15 protein-coding genes and 1 pseudogene are annotated in these 17,486 nt (G+C 36.6%); 5 read left to right on the top strand and 11 right to left on the bottom strand.

What is annotated here, in order from left to right; all coding sequences use genetic code 11:
• Together B0I10_RS15670 and B0I10_RS09515 are read right to left on the bottom strand one after the other, a co-directional pair.
• Positions 1-1,072: pseudogene (locus B0I10_RS15670) on the bottom strand (hypothetical protein); the annotation flags it as partial.
• Positions 1,073-1,221: 149 nt separating this feature from the next.
• Entirely contained in the window at positions 1,222-4,029 is a 2,808-nt protein-coding gene (locus B0I10_RS09515) for a T9SS type B sorting domain-containing protein (RefSeq protein WP_112086272.1), read from the bottom strand.
• Between the two features lie 198 nt (positions 4,030-4,227).
• Between B0I10_RS09515 and B0I10_RS09510 the strand changes: the two genes are divergently transcribed.
• Positions 4,228-4,680 (top strand): KTSC domain-containing protein, encoded by a 453-nt coding sequence (locus B0I10_RS09510; RefSeq protein WP_112086271.1) that lies wholly within the window; start codon positions 4,228-4,230, stop codon positions 4,678-4,680.
• Positions 4,681-5,185: 505 nt separating this feature from the next.
• The gene (locus B0I10_RS09500; RefSeq protein WP_181456933.1) at positions 5,186-5,656 is read left to right on the top strand and encodes a PA2169 family four-helix-bundle protein; all 471 of its coding nucleotides are present in this window, start codon (positions 5,186-5,188) and stop codon (positions 5,654-5,656) included.
• A gap of 132 nt (positions 5,657-5,788) precedes the next feature.
• On the opposite strand, the gene B0I10_RS09495 is transcribed toward B0I10_RS09500, so the two are convergent.
• On the bottom strand, positions 5,789-6,166 hold the full coding sequence (locus tag B0I10_RS09495; protein ID WP_112086268.1) for a hypothetical protein: 378 nt from the start codon (positions 6,164-6,166) through the stop codon (positions 5,789-5,791).
• Between the two features lie 163 nt (positions 6,167-6,329).
• Between B0I10_RS09495 and era the strand changes: the two genes are divergently transcribed.
• The gene (gene era, locus B0I10_RS09490) at positions 6,330-7,214 is read left to right on the top strand and encodes a GTPase Era (RefSeq protein WP_112086267.1); all 885 of its coding nucleotides are present in this window, start codon (positions 6,330-6,332) and stop codon (positions 7,212-7,214) included.
• 240 nt (positions 7,215-7,454) lie between these two features.
• On the opposite strand, the gene B0I10_RS09485 is transcribed toward era, so the two are convergent.
• A complete protein-coding gene (locus tag B0I10_RS09485) occupies positions 7,455-7,949 on the bottom strand; it encodes a hypothetical protein (RefSeq protein WP_112086266.1) in 495 nt (164 codons plus the stop codon).
• 315 nt (positions 7,950-8,264) lie between these two features.
• On the opposite strand from B0I10_RS09485, the gene der reads away from it, so the two are divergent.
• Both der and B0I10_RS09475 read left to right on the top strand, forming a co-directional pair.
• Positions 8,265-9,575, top strand: coding sequence for a ribosome biogenesis GTPase Der (gene der / locus B0I10_RS09480; RefSeq protein WP_112086265.1), 1,311 nt, complete (start codon positions 8,265-8,267; stop codon positions 9,573-9,575).
• Positions 9,576-9,795: 220 nt separating this feature from the next.
• The gene (locus B0I10_RS09475) at positions 9,796-12,579 is read left to right on the top strand and encodes a TonB-dependent receptor (RefSeq protein WP_112086264.1); all 2,784 of its coding nucleotides are present in this window, start codon (positions 9,796-9,798) and stop codon (positions 12,577-12,579) included.
• 70 nt (positions 12,580-12,649) lie between these two features.
• Here the strand turns inward: B0I10_RS09475 and B0I10_RS09470 are convergent, their stop codons facing one another.
• From B0I10_RS09470 to B0I10_RS09440, 7 genes are read right to left on the bottom strand one after another with little or no spacing between them, the layout of a single operon-like run.
• A complete protein-coding gene (locus tag B0I10_RS09470; RefSeq protein ID WP_112086263.1) occupies positions 12,650-13,435 on the bottom strand; it encodes a TPM domain-containing protein in 786 nt (261 codons plus the stop codon).
• Positions 13,436-13,873 (bottom strand): TPM domain-containing protein, encoded by a 438-nt coding sequence (locus tag B0I10_RS09465; RefSeq protein ID WP_112086262.1) that lies wholly within the window; start codon positions 13,871-13,873, stop codon positions 13,436-13,438.
• Between the two features lie 3 nt (positions 13,874-13,876).
• The gene (locus B0I10_RS09460) at positions 13,877-14,461 is read right to left on the bottom strand and encodes a LemA family protein (protein ID WP_112086261.1); all 585 of its coding nucleotides are present in this window, start codon (positions 14,459-14,461) and stop codon (positions 13,877-13,879) included.
• 41 nt (positions 14,462-14,502) lie between these two features.
• A complete protein-coding gene (locus tag B0I10_RS09455; RefSeq protein WP_112086260.1) occupies positions 14,503-15,447 on the bottom strand; it encodes a M48 family metallopeptidase in 945 nt (314 codons plus the stop codon).
• Positions 15,448-15,450: 3 nt separating this feature from the next.
• A complete protein-coding gene (locus B0I10_RS09450) occupies positions 15,451-16,014 on the bottom strand; it encodes a LemA family protein (RefSeq protein WP_112086259.1) in 564 nt (187 codons plus the stop codon).
• A gap of 19 nt (positions 16,015-16,033) precedes the next feature.
• Positions 16,034-16,363: a MerR family transcriptional regulator gene (locus B0I10_RS09445; protein ID WP_112086258.1), complete on the bottom strand. Its 330-nt coding sequence runs from the start codon at positions 16,361-16,363 to the stop codon at positions 16,034-16,036.
• Complete coding sequence (locus B0I10_RS09440) at positions 16,363-17,343, bottom strand: M23 family metallopeptidase (protein ID WP_112086257.1); 981 nt, start codon at positions 17,341-17,343, stop codon at positions 16,363-16,365. Before B0I10_RS09440 ends, B0I10_RS09445 begins: the two co-directional genes overlap by 1 nt.
• Positions 17,344-17,486: the final 143 nt, after the last annotated feature.

Below are 17,486 nucleotides of genomic sequence, written 5' to 3'. Positions count from 1 at the left end.
CCGTTACAACCAACGTTATTGGCGAAGCACATTGGTTTGCATTAGGTGTAAAAATGTAATTGCCGTTTGTGTTGTTGTTAATGGTTGCCGGACTCCACGTTCCAATAATCCCATTGGGCGAAGTGGTGTTTAGAGTTGGAGCGTTAGTTCCGCTGCAGAACGTCACTGTAGTAGTAAAATTCGGCACAACATTATTTGTAATAGTTACCAAAACCGTATCTGAAATTTCAAGTCCGCAACTATTGGTTGCCGTTAATGTTATTAGAATTGTTCCTGTTGCATTGGATGGAATTGTAAAGGAAGTTGTCAACGCACCTGAATTGCTAAAACTTCCGCTCGGAGCAGTCCATATCACCAATTGTTGACCTTCAGCTGAAGCTGTTAAAGCAATACTGTCTCCCGGGCATACGGTTGTGTCAGGATTGTTAACATCAACTAAAAAAGGCGGAACCGGAGCGGAACAACCATAGTTGACATAACTTGCAACTCCTGCTGGAGTAAACAAAACAGCTGATCCGTTTGAGGCAATATTTTGTCCTGTTGGACTTACTAAAAGACTCCTATCATACGTTACTAAATCAAAACAAGCACCAAAAGTCATCGATAATGTTCTTAGTCCAGTTCCAAAATTGGCAAAATGACCTGTTGTTGTGGTTGCGTTATTTTGAAAAATAATAAAAATATTTTCAGTAAGAGCTCCAAAAGAATTTTGAGTAGTATCAAAATTAAAACTTGTGACTAATATAACAGTAGTATTAGCAGGAAGAACTCCTGCTGTAGGTTCAATTAATACTGCACATCCTCCTGCATTAATAATCTCAGTATTTAGGGTTGCTACTTTGGCTGCTGTGGTTGCATTTTGTACCAATCCTTGCCAAGTGTTGTTTGGCCAGTTAACGTTTAAAGTAGCTGTGTTTATGGGAGTTCCACCGACTCTAAAACGAACCATTTCATTAAAACCTTCATCCGGACCACAGGCATCTACTAAAATGCTTTCTATTTCAAAACATTGACTGTAGGTGTTTTGTGTAAATAGAATTAACAGAAAAAGTTTTAAAAGTATTGTTTTCAAATTAAAAAATAATTGCAAAGTTAATTCAAAACTGCTCATTGCTAAGTGACAGTTTATTAATTAAATGTTATTAATTCAAGGCGAATTGAATTTCAAAGGCAGGAAAATATGGATACAAATCGATTTGTATCACTGTAAATAATTCAAATTTAGTTAGCTTGACGATTGATATAAACCCAGCCAGTTACTTGTTTGCCATCTGATTTATTTAACAAATAGTAGTAAGTTCCGTCAGGTAATTCATGACCATTGTCTGATTGACCATACCATTCATTTAAATAATTGTTTTTGCTATAAATTTGTCTTCCATATCGGTTGAAAATTGAAATACTTTCAACGCCTAAACCAGTTAAATCAAATGAATCATTCAATCCATCATTGTTTGGAGAAATTCCTTTTGGAATTCCGCAAAAAGCGTTGAAAACGGTTACTTGTCTTGTTTCTTCGCATCCTTCGCTGGTGTATATTTTTAAAGAAAACGTTTTTGGAAATGTATTTGTGATGTTATTTGAATTTATTAATTCTGTTACATTTAGAAATGATTCTTGACTTATTATCGTAGGGTTATTCTCTAAGGTCCATTCGTAGTTTGAATCAGCTAATGGATTTTCTAAAATACTTTCGATGATGAAAATTCTACCTTCACATTTTTCGATGAAAGTAAAATCAAAATTTGTTATTGTCACCACCAACGTTACTGACAGAGCACATTGGTTCGCATTAGGTGTAAAAATATAATTTCCGCTTGTGGTATTGTTAATAGTTGCCGGACTCCACGTTCCCACAATTCCATTGGGCGAAGTGGTGTTTAAAGTTGGAGCAGTAGTTCCATTACACAGCGTTAATGTAGTTGCAAAATCAGGTGTAATTGTATTGGTAACCGTTACAACCAAGGTTATTGGTGAAGCACATTGGTTTACATTAGGAGTAAAAATATAATTGCCACTTGTAGTATTGCTAATCGTTCCCGGACTCCATGTTCCCACAATGCCATTGGGCGAAGTGGTATTTAAAGTTGGAGCAGTAGTTCCGCTACACAGCGTTAATGTAGTTGCAAAATCAGGTGTAATTGTATTGGTAACTGTTACGACCAACGTAATTGGCAAAGCACATTGATTTGTGTTAGGTGTAAAAACATAATTGCCGCTTGCGTTATTGGTAATGGTTGCCGGACTCCACGTTCCAATAATCCCATTGGGCGAAGTGGTGGTTAGAGATGGAGCAGTAGTTCCATTACACAGCGTTAATGTAGTTGCAAAATCAGGCGTAATTGTACTGGTAACCGTTACAACTAGCGTAATTGGTGCAGCACATTGATTTGCATTAGGAGTAAAAATATAATTGCCATTGGTTGTATTGTTTATTGCGGGAGGACTCCACGTTCCACTAATCCCATTAGGTGAAGTGGTGTTTAAAGTCGGAGCAGTAGTTCCGTTACACAGCGTTAATGTTGTTGCAAAATCAGGCGTAATTGAACTGGTAACCGTTACGACCAACGTAATTGGTGAAGCACATTGATTTGCATTAGGAGTAAAAATATAATTGCCACTTGTAGTATTGCTAATCGTTCCCGGACTCCACGTTCCCACAATGCCATTGGGAGAAGTGGTGTTTAAAGTCGGAGCAGTTGTTCCGCTGCATAAAGTTAATGTAGTCGTAAAGTCGGGAACAATGTTATTCGTTACAGTTACCACCAGCGTTACCGTTGAAGCACATTGGTTCGCATTAGGAGTAAAAACATAATTGCCGCTTGTGGTGTTGTTAATACTTGCCGGACTCCATGTTCCCACGATGCCATTGGGCGAAGTGGTGTTTAGAGCTGGAGCAGTAGTTCCGTTGCATAATGTCAATGTTGTGGCAAAGTTGGGCACAATGTTATTTGTTACGGTAACCACCAACGTTACTGATGAAGCACATTGATTTGCATTAGGCGTGAAAACATAATTGCCACTTGTGGTGTTGTTAATGGATGACGGACTCCAGGTTCCCACAATGCCATTGGGTGAAGTGGTATTTAACGTCGGAGCAGTAGTTCCGCTACACAACGTCAACGTAGTTGCAAAATTCGGCACAAGGTTATTTGTAATTGTTATTAAAACCGTATCTGAAATTTCAAGTCCGCAGCTATTGGTTGCCGTCAGCGTAACTAGAATTGTGCCGGTTGCATTTGATGGAATTGTAAAGGAGGTTGTCAACGCACCTGAATTGCTAAAACTACCGCTTGGAGCAGTCCATACCACCGATTGTTGACCTTCGGCTGTAGCTATTAAAGCAATAGTGTCGCCCGGACAAGCAGCTATTGAAGGATTATTAATTTCTACTAAAAAAGGTTGCACCGGAGCTGAGCATCCGTAGTTAACGTACGTCGCAATACCTCCCGGTGTAAACAAAACAGTTGACCCATCCGACGCCGTTGTTTCTCCAGTTGGGCTAACCAAAAGCGATCTGTCGTAGGTTACTACATCTACACATGGACCCAAAAATATCGTTAATGTGCGCAGTCCCGTGCCAAAATTGGCAAAATGACCAGCAGTGACAGCAGGATTATTTTGAAATATAATATAGGTATCTTCAGAAAGTGCACCAAAAGAGTTGAGTGACGTATCTAAATTAAAGCTGGTTACTAAAATTACAGAGGCATTGGCAGGAAGTATTCCTCCACTAGGTTCAATTAAAATACCACAGCCACCTGCATCCACAATGTCTGAATTTAATGTAGCTACTTTTGATGCTGTTGTTGCATTTTGAATTAGTCCTTGCCAAGTGTTATTTGGCCAACTTACGTTTAACGTTGAGGTGTTTAATGGAGCACCGCCAATTTTAAAGCGTACCATTTCGTTTAATCCCTCTTGTGCACCACAGGCATCTACTAGGATACTTTCTATTTCAAAACACTGAGAATAAGTGTTTTGTGTAAAAAAAATGAGGAGTAACAGGTTTAAGAATTTTGTTTTCAATTTGGAAAAAAATTAGCCCCAAATATAATCTAAACCAATTTGTTTCTGCCTATGAAAATATTATTAAAATGTTATTTTATAAAAATTAACATTTTTTGAATTGATTTGTTTAGCTTTAAAAACATTGTGTAATGTTAAAAAAATAGACTACTTTTGCCGAAAATTTGAGCGTGGCTATCACGTTTATAAATAGTACTTATGAACTCAAAAAAAATTGCCGAATACCGAAAGTTACTGGACGTTACTAAAATGGCAACCTTAAAAGAATTAAAAACGGTTTATCGTAATAGTATGAAGGAAGATCATCCGGATACGATTGCCAATCCTATTGAACGAACGGCGGCAGAAGAAAGAAGTAAAGCCATTATTGAAGCCTATCATTTTTTGGTGAGTATTGCACCGGAAACACAAGAAAAGGTGAAAGACGAATATGTGAAAACAACCACCACTTCAGGTATTTTAGAATTTTATTATGAAGATGGTGTGCTAAACATTCACTTTTTAGACGGAAACAAATTCGAATATTTTGGTGTTCCAAAAGTAACATACATTAAAATGGTAAATGCTGAGTCGCCTGCACGATTTGCCAGAAGACATGTTTATAACGAATTTTTATACCGTAGTGCAAGCAAATTGGTTGTTGCAGAATAAAAAAAACCGATTCAGATAATGTAAGGTGCCTATTTTAGGCACCTTTTTTATTTTATGCTTTAAAAGTAATTCACATGAGTGGTTTTAATATAATCTTTTCAAAAAATTATATAACAAAAAAGTAGGGTCGTGTTTGCATCTTTGTATTGTAACTATTGACGTTTAATTTAAATGAATTTACGATGAGTGAGAAAATAAGAAACACAGGTAGTCGTGAGACTAAAGATTCAGTTATGCGAGATTTAAAAAATAAATCTAAAAAGAAATCGACTCTGAGTCACAAAGAGATTTTGAAAGCAAACGATATGGAAGAACCGGATATTTGGACCTTACCAAAAGAATAACTGATAAAACACACAAAGATGAATAATTTTTTTAGGGCATTATTGGCCGGATACGGGGCAAAAAAGTTAGGCGGAGGTTGTTTTGGAACAATTATAGTTTTTGTCATTCTTTGGGCCGTTTTGGGGCAATGTAGCTCATGATAATAGTAAAAAAGATAAATATGGAAAATTCTACAGCCAAAACAGTAGAAATATTAAATTCGTTAGTTGAAGTAAACAACGACCGAATTCAAGGATATGAAACGGCTATTCGCGAAGCAAAAGATTCACAGTTAAAAGTTGAATTTTCATTATTTATTGTGACGAGTAAAAGTTGTGTGACGGAATTGTGTGATGAAATTAAACGCTTGGGAGGAATTCCAATCGAATTAAACAAAACAAGCGGAGAGTTTTTTAAATTATGGATGGATTTAGAAAAAACGATTTCCGAAAATCTTCATCGTGCCCTATTAGATTCGTGTGTCTTTAGAGAAGACATTACGATTGGAAATTATGATGATTGGTTAATTGAAGATGTGAAAAATGTAGTTGGTGAACGTCATACTATGATGATTAGAACACAACGAACTGAGCTTCATCGCGAAAGAGAAAAATTAAAGACCCTGCGAGAACATATCTGTTCCAGATCCTAATTTGCTATGAAATGGATTGATTTTTGAGATGAAAGTACCGTGGGTTTCCTGCGGTATTTTTTTTATGTTCTATGTTTTGAATAAAAAAAACCGCAGTATTTCTCTGCGGTTCTTAACACTAAAAATCAAATTTTAGTTAAAGCGTTTTCCTATAAACTCAATAAAATTTTCATCACTCATTTTATTAGAGGTACATTCTGTTGATTCAGCATTTTTATATTGCGGTGTATCAGCAAGAAATTTAATGAATTGTTCCTGAACTTGTCCCGTTCCCGTTAGATGAATTTCATCTACATTGGGCATAATAGCAGCAATTTCTTTAAAATACTTTTGTATTAAACCAATTTCGTGGTTATTGGCTGTTTTTTCACTCGAATTATACTCAGCTCCGGCATTGGCGATATGACCCAAAACGATAAATTCTCCCTTATCTACATCTTCTCTTCCAACGATGGTTGCATTGTGGGTGTCCATCCAAACACCAAACTGTTTTTTGTTTTTATCAGACATAAGTTTTACTTTTCTTAAAGGTAAGCCATCTAGAAGCAGTAAAGTTTTTATTGGGTTAAGATTGTGATTTCAAGGTTTAAAGTTACAATTGCATCAACTTAGGAATAAAAAATAAACATTTAATCCAAAAAAAAGAAATAGTACCTTTGCCAAAATTATTATTATGGCACACAAAGCAGGATTCGTTAACATCATCGGAAATCCCAACGTAGGAAAATCAACTTTAATGAATGCCTTTGTAGGCGAAAAACTTTCCATCATCACTTCTAAAGCACAAACGACCAGACATCGTATTTTGGGCATTGTAAATGGTGAAGATTTTCAGATGGTTTTGTCCGACACGCCCGGAATCATTAAACCGGCGTATGAAATGCAGGAATCGATGATGCAATTCGTGAAATCCGCTTTTGAAGATGCTGATGTCTTGATTTACATGGTTGAAATCGGTGAAAAAGAATTAAAAGACGAAGCTTTTTTTAATCGAATTATCCATAGTGAAATCCCTGTTTTACTTTTATTAAACAAAATCGACAAATCTAACCAACAACAATTGGAAGAACAAGTTGATTTGTGGAAAGAAAAAGTTCCGAATGCCGAAATTTTTGCCATTTCTGCATTAGAAAATTTCAATGTTAAAGAAGTATTCGACCGCATCATCTCTTTGTTGCCCGAATCACCACCATACTATCCAAAAGACACACTTACTGATAAACCCGAACGTTTTTTTGTAAACGAAACCATTCGCGAAAAAATCTTAATCAATTACGACAAAGAAATTCCGTATGCCGTTGAGGTAGAAACCGAAGAATTTATCGAAGACGACAACATCATCCGAATTCGTTCCATCATTATGGTCGAACGCGACACCCAAAAAGGAATCATTATTGGTCACAAAGGTGCCGCTCTTAAGCGAGTAGGTATGCAAGCACGGGAAGATTTAGAAAAGTTCTTTGGCAAGCAAATCCACATTGAACTTTTCGTGAAAGTCAGTAAAGATTGGCGGAGTAATGCGTTTCAGTTACGAAGGTTGGGGTATAATCAGAAGTAGAAATTGCGGGTTTGAAAGTTGCGAGTGACGGGTTTCAGGTTGAGAACTGCTAAAGAAGAAAGTGTGCTGAAAACGAATCCCTCTAAATCCATTCAATGCTCCAAATCCGTGTTCCATTAAAAAAAGTGAGGCGAAATTTCTAAAATTTCTAAAATCTGTGTTCAAAAATTTAAAAGTTAAAATTTCTTTGTGACTTAGTGGCAAAACAAAAATTCCGTGCTTTCTGTGAGAAATAAAAAATCACTCCAAAATTTTCTCCATCAACGCCTCCAATTCCCTCGCCTGTTTCAATCCTTTTTTTCGGTTTAAACGTGCAATAAAGTAAAGCAAAAACCATGCATTTATCATTGCAAACATCACCAACAAATCAAATTTATAGGATTGATCCAGCGACCATTTTGAAAAAGCAATCACCGTAAAAATCACAAAAATTCCGCCCACCACAAAGTGAAGAAACATAAATAACGTCCATAAAACTGGATCCGGGCCAAATAAACCACGGACAAACGTGTTGCCATCCTCCATTTTTTCAATCTCCAAGTGCAAATGAGGCGAATGTTTTTCACGCTGCAACAACCCAACGTGCAGCCAAATATGATGACCCGAAATCTTGATTTTATAATCCGGCTCCACCGTTTCCTTCAACTTTTCGCAACTGGCCAAAATCGAATCATAGGATTTTGTCACCACTTTATCAAATCGATACCGTAAGGGCAATTGGTCATCTAAATTCATAAAAAAGGGTACTAAAATTAAATACTAATTTACGAAATATTACTTTTAAACGTAAAACCAAACGGTTTATTTTTTACTCCCAATCAAAAATCATCAATCAAAAATTAATTTTGGGCGTTCCCCTCCGCAAGCTGCGGGTCAGGCTGTCCGTTCCCACTTTTTTTTGTCCATCCTACTTACCGCTTAGGGCAAAAAAAGAGTTCCACTACCATCCTTAACGCAAACCCTGGTCCAAACAAAGTAAAGTGATAAAAATCAACGTTTAAACTTCAAACAAAAAAGACTACCTTTGCAAAATATTTAGAATTTAGAACTATGAGTACTATTGTTGCCATTGTAGGTAGGCCAAACGTCGGAAAATCAACACTTTTTAATCGTTTAATCAAACGAAGAGAAGCCATTGTAGATTCAGTGAGTGGCGTTACCCGCGACCGAAATTATGGAAAGAGTGAATGGAACGGAAAAGAATTTTCGGTTATCGATACCGGTGGATACATCAAAGGTTCCGATGATATTTTTGAAGCAGAAATCCGCAAACAAGTAGAATTAGCCATCGACGAAGCCGATGTGATTATGTTTGTAGTAGATGTTGAAGAAGGCATCACACCAATGGATGATGAAGTGGCAAAATTACTTCGTAAAATTACCAAACCCGTTATTGTTGTTGTCAACAAAGTCGATAATGCGATGCGTGAAAAAGATGCATACGAATTTTATAACCTCGGTTTAGGCGAATTCATCACCATTTCAAGCACATCCGGTAGCGGAACAGGGGAGTTGTTGGATGAATTAATCAATATTTTTCCAAACAAACCAGAACCCACACAAGAAGAAATAGAATTACCTCGTTTTGCGGTAGTAGGTCGTCCTAATGCAGGAAAATCTAGTTTTATCAATGCCTTGATTGGCGTTGACCGTTATATCGTTACCGATGTGGCCGGAACCACCCGCGATTCCATTGATACAAAATACGACCGTTTTGGTTTCGAATTTAACTTAGTGGATACAGCCGGAATCCGCAGAAAAGCAAAAGTTAAAGAAGATTTAGAATTCTATTCGGTCATGCGTTCCGTTCGTGCGATTGAGCATTCCGATGTTTGTATTTTGATGATTGACGCCACGCGTGGTTTTGAAGGGCAAGACCAAAGCATCTTTTGGTTAGCTGCCAAAAACCGTAAAGGAATTATAATTCTGGTGAATAAATGGGACTTGGTCGAAAAAGACACGATGTCCACCCGTGATTACGAAGCTAAAATCAAAAAAGAACTAGAACCTTTTACGGATGTAACGATCTTATTCGTTTCTGCCATAACCAAACAACGTTTGCTAAAAGCATTAGAAGAAACCGTAAAAGTGTACGAAAATAGAAAACAACGAATTTCTACTTCCAAATTCAACGATTATATGTTGAAATTAATTGAAACCTATCCGCCACCGGCTTTAAAAGGTAAATATGTTAAGATTAAGTACTGTATGCAATTGCCAACACCAACGCCTCAGTTTGTGTTTTTTGCCAATTTACCGCAGTATGTTAAAGAAGCATACAAACGTTTCTTAGAAAATAAAATTCGTGAAAATTGGGATTTTTCAGGTGTGCCAATTGATATTTATATTCGAGAAAAATAAAAAATCAGATTGATATTTTAAACCATTAAGCAATTAAGGGGCATTAAGTTTTATAGGCTTAATTCACCTTAATTACTTAATGGTTTTTCTCTTTTCTGTTATTAAATTCTATTTCCTACGAAATTAAATGTTAAACTTTTTGTAAGAAATATTTAACTTAGCATACTAAAAGTGTTAATTTGCTGTTATAGAATTTTCTCACACTTATAACCACACTTTTATGCACAAAAATTTCTTCGTTCTCGTCTTGTTTTTATTGGTCTCCAATTTGTACAGTCAAAATTTTGTCACTGTTAAAGGTAAAATCATTGATGATTTATCAAAACTTCCGCTCGAATCAGCAACAGTTTATCTCACTTCTAAAAAAGATTCCACTGTAATTGATTATACAATTTCGGAAAAAAACGGCAATTTTGAAATACGAACACGAAAAAATGCACAACCACTTATCTTAAAAGTTTCATTTTTAGGATATGAAAATTACAGCAAAGAAATCAGTTCAATAAACGATAATCAAGAATTAGGTCTGATCAATTTGAAGGAGGGTGGAACAAACCTAGATGAAGTTGTAGTCAAGGGCGAAGCTCCCCCAATTAGAATTAAAAACGATACTTTAGAGTTTGATGCCGCTTCGTTTAAAGTAGGAGCTGATTCAAACGTTGAAAAATTACTTAAACAACTACCCGGCGTAGAAATTTCTCCCGAAGGAAAAATCACCGTCAACGGAAAAGAAGTTAATCAAATCCTTGTCAACGGAAAACCCTTTTTTGGAAAAGACGGAAAAATAGCCACACAAAATCTGCCTGCCGAAATCATCGAAAAGATTCAAGTGGTTGATACTAAAACCAAAGCAGAGGAATTGTCAGGCGAAACGGCTTCCGGGGAGGAGAAGACCATAAATCTTACTATTCAAGAAGATAAAAACAAAGGTTTTTTTGGCAAAATCATGGGCGGTTATGGTTCAGATGAACGCTATGAATCCAGTTTGCTGCTCAATTGGTTTAAGGGTGAACAGAAGATAAGTGTTTTGGCTTCGGCTAATAATATCAATTCCGTTGGATTTTCCATGAATGAAATTTTTGATAACATGGGCGGCGGAAGAAATATGTCGGTTTATTCCAGCGATGACGGTTCTTTTGGTATTAACGGAATGAATTTTGGGGGTAGTAACGGGTTAACTACTTCCAATTTAGTAGGTGTGAATTATGCTGATAAGTGGTTTAAAAAAGTAGATGTAAACAATAATTATTTTTTCACCAATGCAGAAACGGATAATGTGAGTCGTTCTTCCCGCACCAATTTACTACCGAACGAAACCACATTTACGGAATCAAATTCTACTTCCAATCGAATTGGAAATTCCCACAATCTTACTTTTAATTTCGAAATAAAATTGGATTCCACCGCCACCATTTATTTGGAGCCAAAGTTTGTAAAATCATTAAATAAAGACCGTTTTATCAGTAATCAAGAAACTAGAAATCAGTCAAATGTGCTTTCCAATGAAAGTGCTTCTAATTCTTTTTCAGATGTGGATGATACTTCCTTTGAAAACAGCATTTACTATTACAAATCATTTAAAAAGAAAGAAAGAGGACTTTCGTTATCATTGAATAATGAACATAAAAAATCTTCCACCTTTTCCAATTTGAATTCTTCCACCTTTTATTATTTAACAGGCGAACCGGACGATATTCGTAATCAGAATGTATTCCGAGAAAGAGATTTTAATAAAGTGGAAACTGATATTCGATTTGCCGAGCCAATAACCGATTCATTAAAAGTGAGTATAGGTTCTCAGTTTACCTACTATGCGTCTAAAGATTCCGATGCAACCTTTGATTTTGATGACATTTCGGGTAGCTACAATGAATTTAACGCTCCATTATCAAATGAAATTCATTCGAATGTATTAAAAATTTATCCTTCTGCCAGATTGAGTTGGACTAAAAAGAAATTTAGAGGAGGTTTTGGTGGTGGACCCGAATTTGTGACATTTAAAAATCAATCCGATTATTTAGCAGTGACTACACAACTTAATAAAAACTATGTTTTTCCGAAGGCTTCAGCAAATTTGAGCTATACGATTAGCAAAACTAAATCGATTTATGCCAATTATAATTTTAGGATGGAATTGCCACAAGCAAATCAATTTTTACCGGTAGAAAATCTTTCCAATCCATTGAATACGCTTGTAGGAAATGGCGATTTGAATCCAACGCAGCAACATTCGCTCTATACTAATTTCAACAATTATGATTGGCAATCACGAAGCGGATTTTTCTTCTATGGCGGAATGACGATGAGTAAAGATCAAATTGTTTCTTCCACTGTTTTTGATGAAAGTTTTAGAGCTCAAACCACGTATGAAAATGTGGATAAAGGATTAAATAGTTACATGGGCTTTTCGTGGAGTAAATCATTTAAAAAAGAAAAGAGAAATCTTCGCATTAGCACCGGATTGGATTCCGGTTACAACATCAATCAAGGTTTGACAAATGCCGAATTGTATGAAGCTAAAGGGTGGCGATTGGAACCCCGGTTAAATTTGAATTGGAGTATTGAAGAGTTAATTACTATTGCACCTTCCTATAGTTATACTTTCAATTCAACTGATTTTAAAAATTATGTCATTGAAAACGCCAACAATTTTGTACATAAATTTAAATTAGAATTTACCAGCTACTGGCCTAAAAAAGTAGTTTTTGGAAATGATTTTGGCTACACTTATAATTCCAATATAGCCGATGGTTTTCAAAAAGATTTTTATTTGTGGAATACGAGTTTAGGATATAATTTTTACAAAGACAGATTGTTGGCAAAAGTAAAAGTATATGATGTGTTAAACCAAAATGTTGGTGTTCGAAGAACCATCACACCAACGGCAATAACCGATTCTGAAAATATTGTTTTACAACAATATGTGATGTTTTCACTCACCTATAAATTAGATAAATTTGGAGGAAAAAAAGACAAAGAAGGCGGTATGTTTTTCTTGGATTAAAGTAAAAACACTTAATGAAAAAGCCCCAAAAAGTTAGACACTATTTGGGGCATTTTTTTATATTTTGGTTTTACCAACTTCCACCGGCTCCACCGCCACTGAATCCGCCACCGCCAAATCCGCCACCGAAACCGCCGCCGCCGAAACCACCTCCGGAAGAAGAGCCTCCACCGCCAAATCCACCGCGACCCAAGCTGCTCAGAATGATAATATCGGCTAAGTTAGGCCCCGAAAAACGACCCGAACCACCATTTCGGTTATTGGAACCTCTTGAGATAATAATGAATAGAATTACGATAAAAAGCAATACAAAAATGACAGGAATTCCGCTTTTTGAACTTTTCGGACTGCCTTTGTATTTTCCTTTTAGAATATCAAAAATTGCGTCGGCACCTTTGTCTAAACCTTGGTAATAACTTCCGGCTTTAAATTCGGGTAGAATTACATTTCGTACTAATTCGCCCGTGATTCCCGCAGTAAGTCTGTCTTCAACACCATAACCCGGTGAAATGTGAATTCTGCGGTCGTTTTTTGAAAGTAGAATTACTACGCCGTTATCTTGTTCTTTGCTTCCTCCAATTCCCCATTCTTGACCCCATCTTGGTGCCAATAATCCTATATTTTCTCCTTTTAAGTCTTCTATTGTAATCACAACAATTTGCGTTGTTGTACTATCAGAATAACGGATGAGTTTTTCTTCTAGGGCTGTTTTTTCAACATCCGATAACACCTTTGCATAATCATATACACTTGTTTGAAAACTAGGAACAGCTGGGATTTTGAATTGAGCAAAACTTACCTGAATGGGTAAAATTAGCAACAAAAAAAGGGAATATATTTGTATCGTAAATTTCATTTATCCTTTGGATATTTCATTAGAGAGTTCATTTGCGTCTTTTGAATCATAAGGGAAAAACACTTTTAAACGTTCACCGGCTCTGCTGATTCCTTCCACTAAACCTTCTTTAAATTTCTTGTTTTTAAAGTTTTCAATCACGATGTCTTTGGTACATTCCCAAAAATCACTTTCCACCACATCATCAATACCACTATCGCCGATAATGGCAAAAGAATGATCGGCTACGCCAACATAAAATAGCACTCCGTTTCTGGCTTCGGTTTTATACATTTTTAGGGAATCAAACACCTCCCGAGCTCTTGCGATAGGAGGAGTGTCTGAATGATTTTCAATGTGAACTCGAATTTCTCCGGACGTATTTTTTTCTGCCATAGTAATTGCCTGAACAATTTCTTGTTCTTCAGCTGCGGTAAGAAAATCTTCTGTTATAGACATCGTTTAGAATTTTACCTCAGGAGCTTTTTCAGAACCCGGTTCAGCATCAAAAAATGGTTTTTCTTTGTATTCACCTAAGAACATTCTATTTGGAAATTTCAAAACATGGTTGTTGTAGCCCTCAACCGATTCGTTAAAACGAACTCTAGCCGTTTGAATAGTGTTTTCGGTACTAGCCAATTCGTCTTGTAATTTCAAGAAATTTTGATTGGCTTTCAATTCAGGATAAGCCTCAACGGTTACCAAAAGTCTTGATAAAGCAGAAGAAACCCCACTTTGAGCTTGATTAAATTGAGCCAATTGTTCCGGTGTAACATTTGCGGGGTCAATTGTAGTTTGTGTCGCTTTTGCACGGGCTGCGGTAACAGCTTCAAAAGTGCTTTTTTCAAATTCTGCGGCACCTTTAACTGTTTCTACTAAATTTCCAATTAAATCATTTCTTCGTTGGTAAGACGTTTGCACATCTCCCCAAGATTTGTTTACAGCTTGACTTTTAGTAATGGCGGTGTTTTGAATGCCTACTACATAAAATCCGATAACTAAAATTAGTCCTACTATAATCCCGATAGGTAATAACCATTTTTTCATTTTATTTATTTTTAAGGTTTTGTTTATTTATTGTTTTGATGTTATACTTTTTCCAAAAAGGCAATGCGTTTTGCAATAGGAGGATGGGTGGTAAAAAGTCCGCTCAAACTACTAAAGATATTGGCATTTTTTTTATCAGTTGTGTTTTCGATGAACATTTGTTTAATTTCTTCGCTTTTGATGTCTTTAATGTGGTGATGTCCAGCTATTTTTTTCAAAGCAGAAGCCAATGCCCAAGGTTTTCGGGTCATGGCTGCAGCACCGCTATCGGCCATGTATTCTCTACTTCGGCTGAGTGAAAAACGGAACAACATGGTGAGCAGATAGGCAACAACGGATACTACCAAAATTACGAGCATAAATTTGCCGGAGTCTTTGTTATTTCTTCTGCCACCCCCGTAAAGCATACTTCGGAAGGAGATTTCCATTATAAAAGTAAATATTCCCACAAAAATGATAGAAACAACGAGCAGTCTCACATCGCGGTTTTGGATATGCATGAGTTCGTGGGCAATAACGCCTTCTAGTTCATCTTCTTCTAACGCCTCGATGATTCCTCGGGTGAGGGTTACGGTATAGGTCTTCTCGTCAATCCCACTGGCATAAGCGTTTAGTGCAGTGCTTTCGATGATTTCTACTTTTGGCATTCGCATTCCTTGGCTGATGCAGAGGTTTTCGACTAAGTTGTAAATCTTCATATTGCTTTTTCGCTCCAACGGTTTTGCTCCGGTTGCCATGGAAATCATTTTGGTGTGTCCAAAATAGGCTATGGTAAACCAAATACCAACCACTACCATGACAATAGGGGCAATACTTAGGAAGCTTTGGTTGATATAATCGAGGTCATAACCGTAATCGGGTTGGTATTGCATCAGCAACACTACCGCATAGACCGACAGTAGTAAAACGGTCGGAAATGCAATGAGTAACAACACCGATTTACGGTTGTTTCTCCGGATTTGTTCCTGTATACCTATGTATTTCACCGGTTAAAATTTAACTTCTGGTGCTTTGTCTAAATTGGCTCTCTCGTTTACACCTAAGTCAAACATCGGCTCAGTTTTAAAACCAAACATTCCTGCCAAGATATTATTGGGGAATTTTTGTACCGCATTGTTTAATTCGCGAGTGGCCGAGTTGAAATATCTTCTGGCTGCGGCCAATTTGTTTTCGATATCTGAGATTTCGTTTTGCAACTGCAAGAAGTTTTGGTTAGCTTTCAAATCCGGGTAGGCTTCCACTTGAATGTTTAGTCCGCGTAATGCTCCACTTAACTCTTGTTCAGCAGCGATTTTGTCGTTGATGCCTGTGGCGTTCATGGCTCGGGATCGAGCATTGGTGATGGCTTCCAGCGTTCCACGTTCATGTTCCATATAACCTTTTACTGAACCAATCAGCTGCGGAATAAGGTCATGGCGTTGCTTAAGTTGAACGTCAATGTCGGCAAATGCATTTTCACGATTGTTGCGGTTACTCACCAGTCCATTATAGATTCCAATGGACATAAAAGCAAGTAAAACGATAATTCCGATAACAATTAATAAACCAGTCATAGTAGTTGTTTTTAGTGTATTATAAAGCGTTTTTTAAATCAGTTAATTGAGCTTTTATTCCTTCTAATTTGCTGATAATTTCAAATTTGTCTAACGTTTTTTTCTGACCTTCTTTCAAATGGGTTTTGGCTCCTTCTAAGGTAAACCCGCGTTCTTTCACCAAATGATAAATTAATTGAAGATTTTTTACATCTTCGGGTGTGAACATTCGGTTGCCTTTTGCGTTCTTTTTTGGTTTCAGAATATCGAATTCTTTATCCCAAAACCGAATTAAAGAAGCGTTCACGCCGAATGCTTTGGCCAATTCGCCAATGCTGTAGTATCTTTTTTCTGGTAAGTTCAAATGCATTAGTCGAGTGCTTGATTTTCTTGGTTAGCAATTTTTGAAATGGCAATATATTCTTCGGCAGAAATGCTTCCGTAATAAAAATTGATTGGGTTAATCGGTTCGCCGTCTTTATGAACTTCATAATGTAAATGGGGAGCCTCGCTTCGTCCGGTGCTTCCAACATAGCCTATGATATCACCTCTTTTCACTTTTTGACCGGCTCTAATTTTGTATTTGCTTAAATGAGCGTAATATGTTGTGTAACCAAATCCATGTTTGATAATGATTAAATTTCCATATCCTGACATCGAATTATCGGCTCTCTCCACAACACCATCACCGGAGGCAAAGACCGGAGTACCTGTTTTAGCGGTAAAATCCATACCGTTGTGCATTTTTCTGATTTTTGTAAACGGGTCATTTCGATATCCAAATCCTGACGCCACACGAGTTAAATCTTCGTTTTTAACCGGTTGAATAGCAGGAATAGCGGCTAACAATTTCTCTTTTCCTTTGGCAAGTACTAAAATTTCATCCAACGATTTAGATTGAATAGCTAATTCTTTCGAAATCATGTCCACTCGTTTCGTGGTGTTGATTACCAATTCAGAATTATCATATCCTTCCAACTCTTTGTATCGGTTTACTCCACCAAATCCTGCTTTTCGCTGTTCGGATGGAATAGGAGATGAGTTAAAATAAATGCGGTATAAATTGTTGTCACGTTCTTCTATACTGGCGATTACTTCATCCAATTGATCCATTTTTTTGTTCAAAATTTGGTAGCGAAGTTTCAAATTGTCAATCTCCCGGGCTTGTAAACGGTCTTTCGGCGTTTCAAAATAAGGTGTATTTAATAAAATCACGAAACATAAAAATCCAAATAACGCCGATGAAACTAGAAATAACGCCACATAGCCAAACTTCCTCCCTTTTTTTGGACTGATTTTTTTATAAGCTAAACTTTCTGTGTCGTAATAATACTTTACTTTCTTCGACATTTCTTAAATTATACTATTTTTGTGCTTTCAAAAGGATTAGACGAACAAATTTAAGAAATGTTTCATTCTAATGCTAATTTAATTTTTTAAAGAAAGCATTCGTTATTAAACAGTAAAAAGCATTCTTTATTGTAAAATTTGTA

This window comes from Flavobacterium lacus, from assembly GCF_003268815.1.
Lineage (GTDB): Bacteria > Bacteroidota > Bacteroidia > Flavobacteriales > Flavobacteriaceae > Flavobacterium > Flavobacterium lacus.
Note: the sequence above shows the minus strand (reverse complement) of the source record. Positions and strands in the feature narration are given on the sequence as shown.

Excerpts from the sequence above, each read along its gene's own strand:
- B0I10_RS09510 (WP_112086271.1), top strand. The coding sequence starts at position 4,228 with ATGAACTCAAAAAAAATTGCCGAATACCGAAAGTTACTGGACGTTACT.
- B0I10_RS09445 (WP_112086258.1), bottom strand. The coding sequence starts at position 16,363 with ATGCATTTGAACTTACCAGAAAAAAGATACTACAGCATTGGCGAATTG.
- B0I10_RS09465 (WP_112086262.1), bottom strand. The coding sequence starts at position 13,873 with ATGTCTATAACAGAAGATTTTCTTACCGCAGCTGAAGAACAAGAAATT.
- B0I10_RS09495 (WP_112086268.1), bottom strand. The coding sequence starts at position 6,166 with ATGTCTGATAAAAACAAAAAACAGTTTGGTGTTTGGATGGACACCCAC.
- B0I10_RS09485 (WP_112086266.1), bottom strand. The coding sequence starts at position 7,949 with ATGAATTTAGATGACCAATTGCCCTTACGGTATCGATTTGATAAAGTG.
- B0I10_RS09460 (WP_112086261.1), bottom strand. The coding sequence starts at position 14,461 with ATGAAAAAATGGTTATTACCTATCGGGATTATAGTAGGACTAATTTTA.
- der (WP_112086265.1), top strand. The coding sequence starts at position 8,265 with ATGAGTACTATTGTTGCCATTGTAGGTAGGCCAAACGTCGGAAAATCA.
- B0I10_RS09500 (WP_181456933.1), top strand. The coding sequence starts at position 5,186 with ATGGAAAATTCTACAGCCAAAACAGTAGAAATATTAAATTCGTTAGTT.
- era (WP_112086267.1), top strand. The coding sequence starts at position 6,330 with ATGGCACACAAAGCAGGATTCGTTAACATCATCGGAAATCCCAACGTA.
- B0I10_RS09440 (WP_112086257.1), bottom strand. The coding sequence starts at position 17,343 with ATGTCGAAGAAAGTAAAGTATTATTACGACACAGAAAGTTTAGCTTAT.
- B0I10_RS09470 (WP_112086263.1), bottom strand. The coding sequence starts at position 13,435 with ATGAAATTTACGATACAAATATATTCCCTTTTTTTGTTGCTAATTTTA.
- B0I10_RS09450 (WP_112086259.1), bottom strand. The coding sequence starts at position 16,014 with ATGACTGGTTTATTAATTGTTATCGGAATTATCGTTTTACTTGCTTTT.
- B0I10_RS09475 (WP_112086264.1), top strand. The coding sequence starts at position 9,796 with ATGCACAAAAATTTCTTCGTTCTCGTCTTGTTTTTATTGGTCTCCAAT.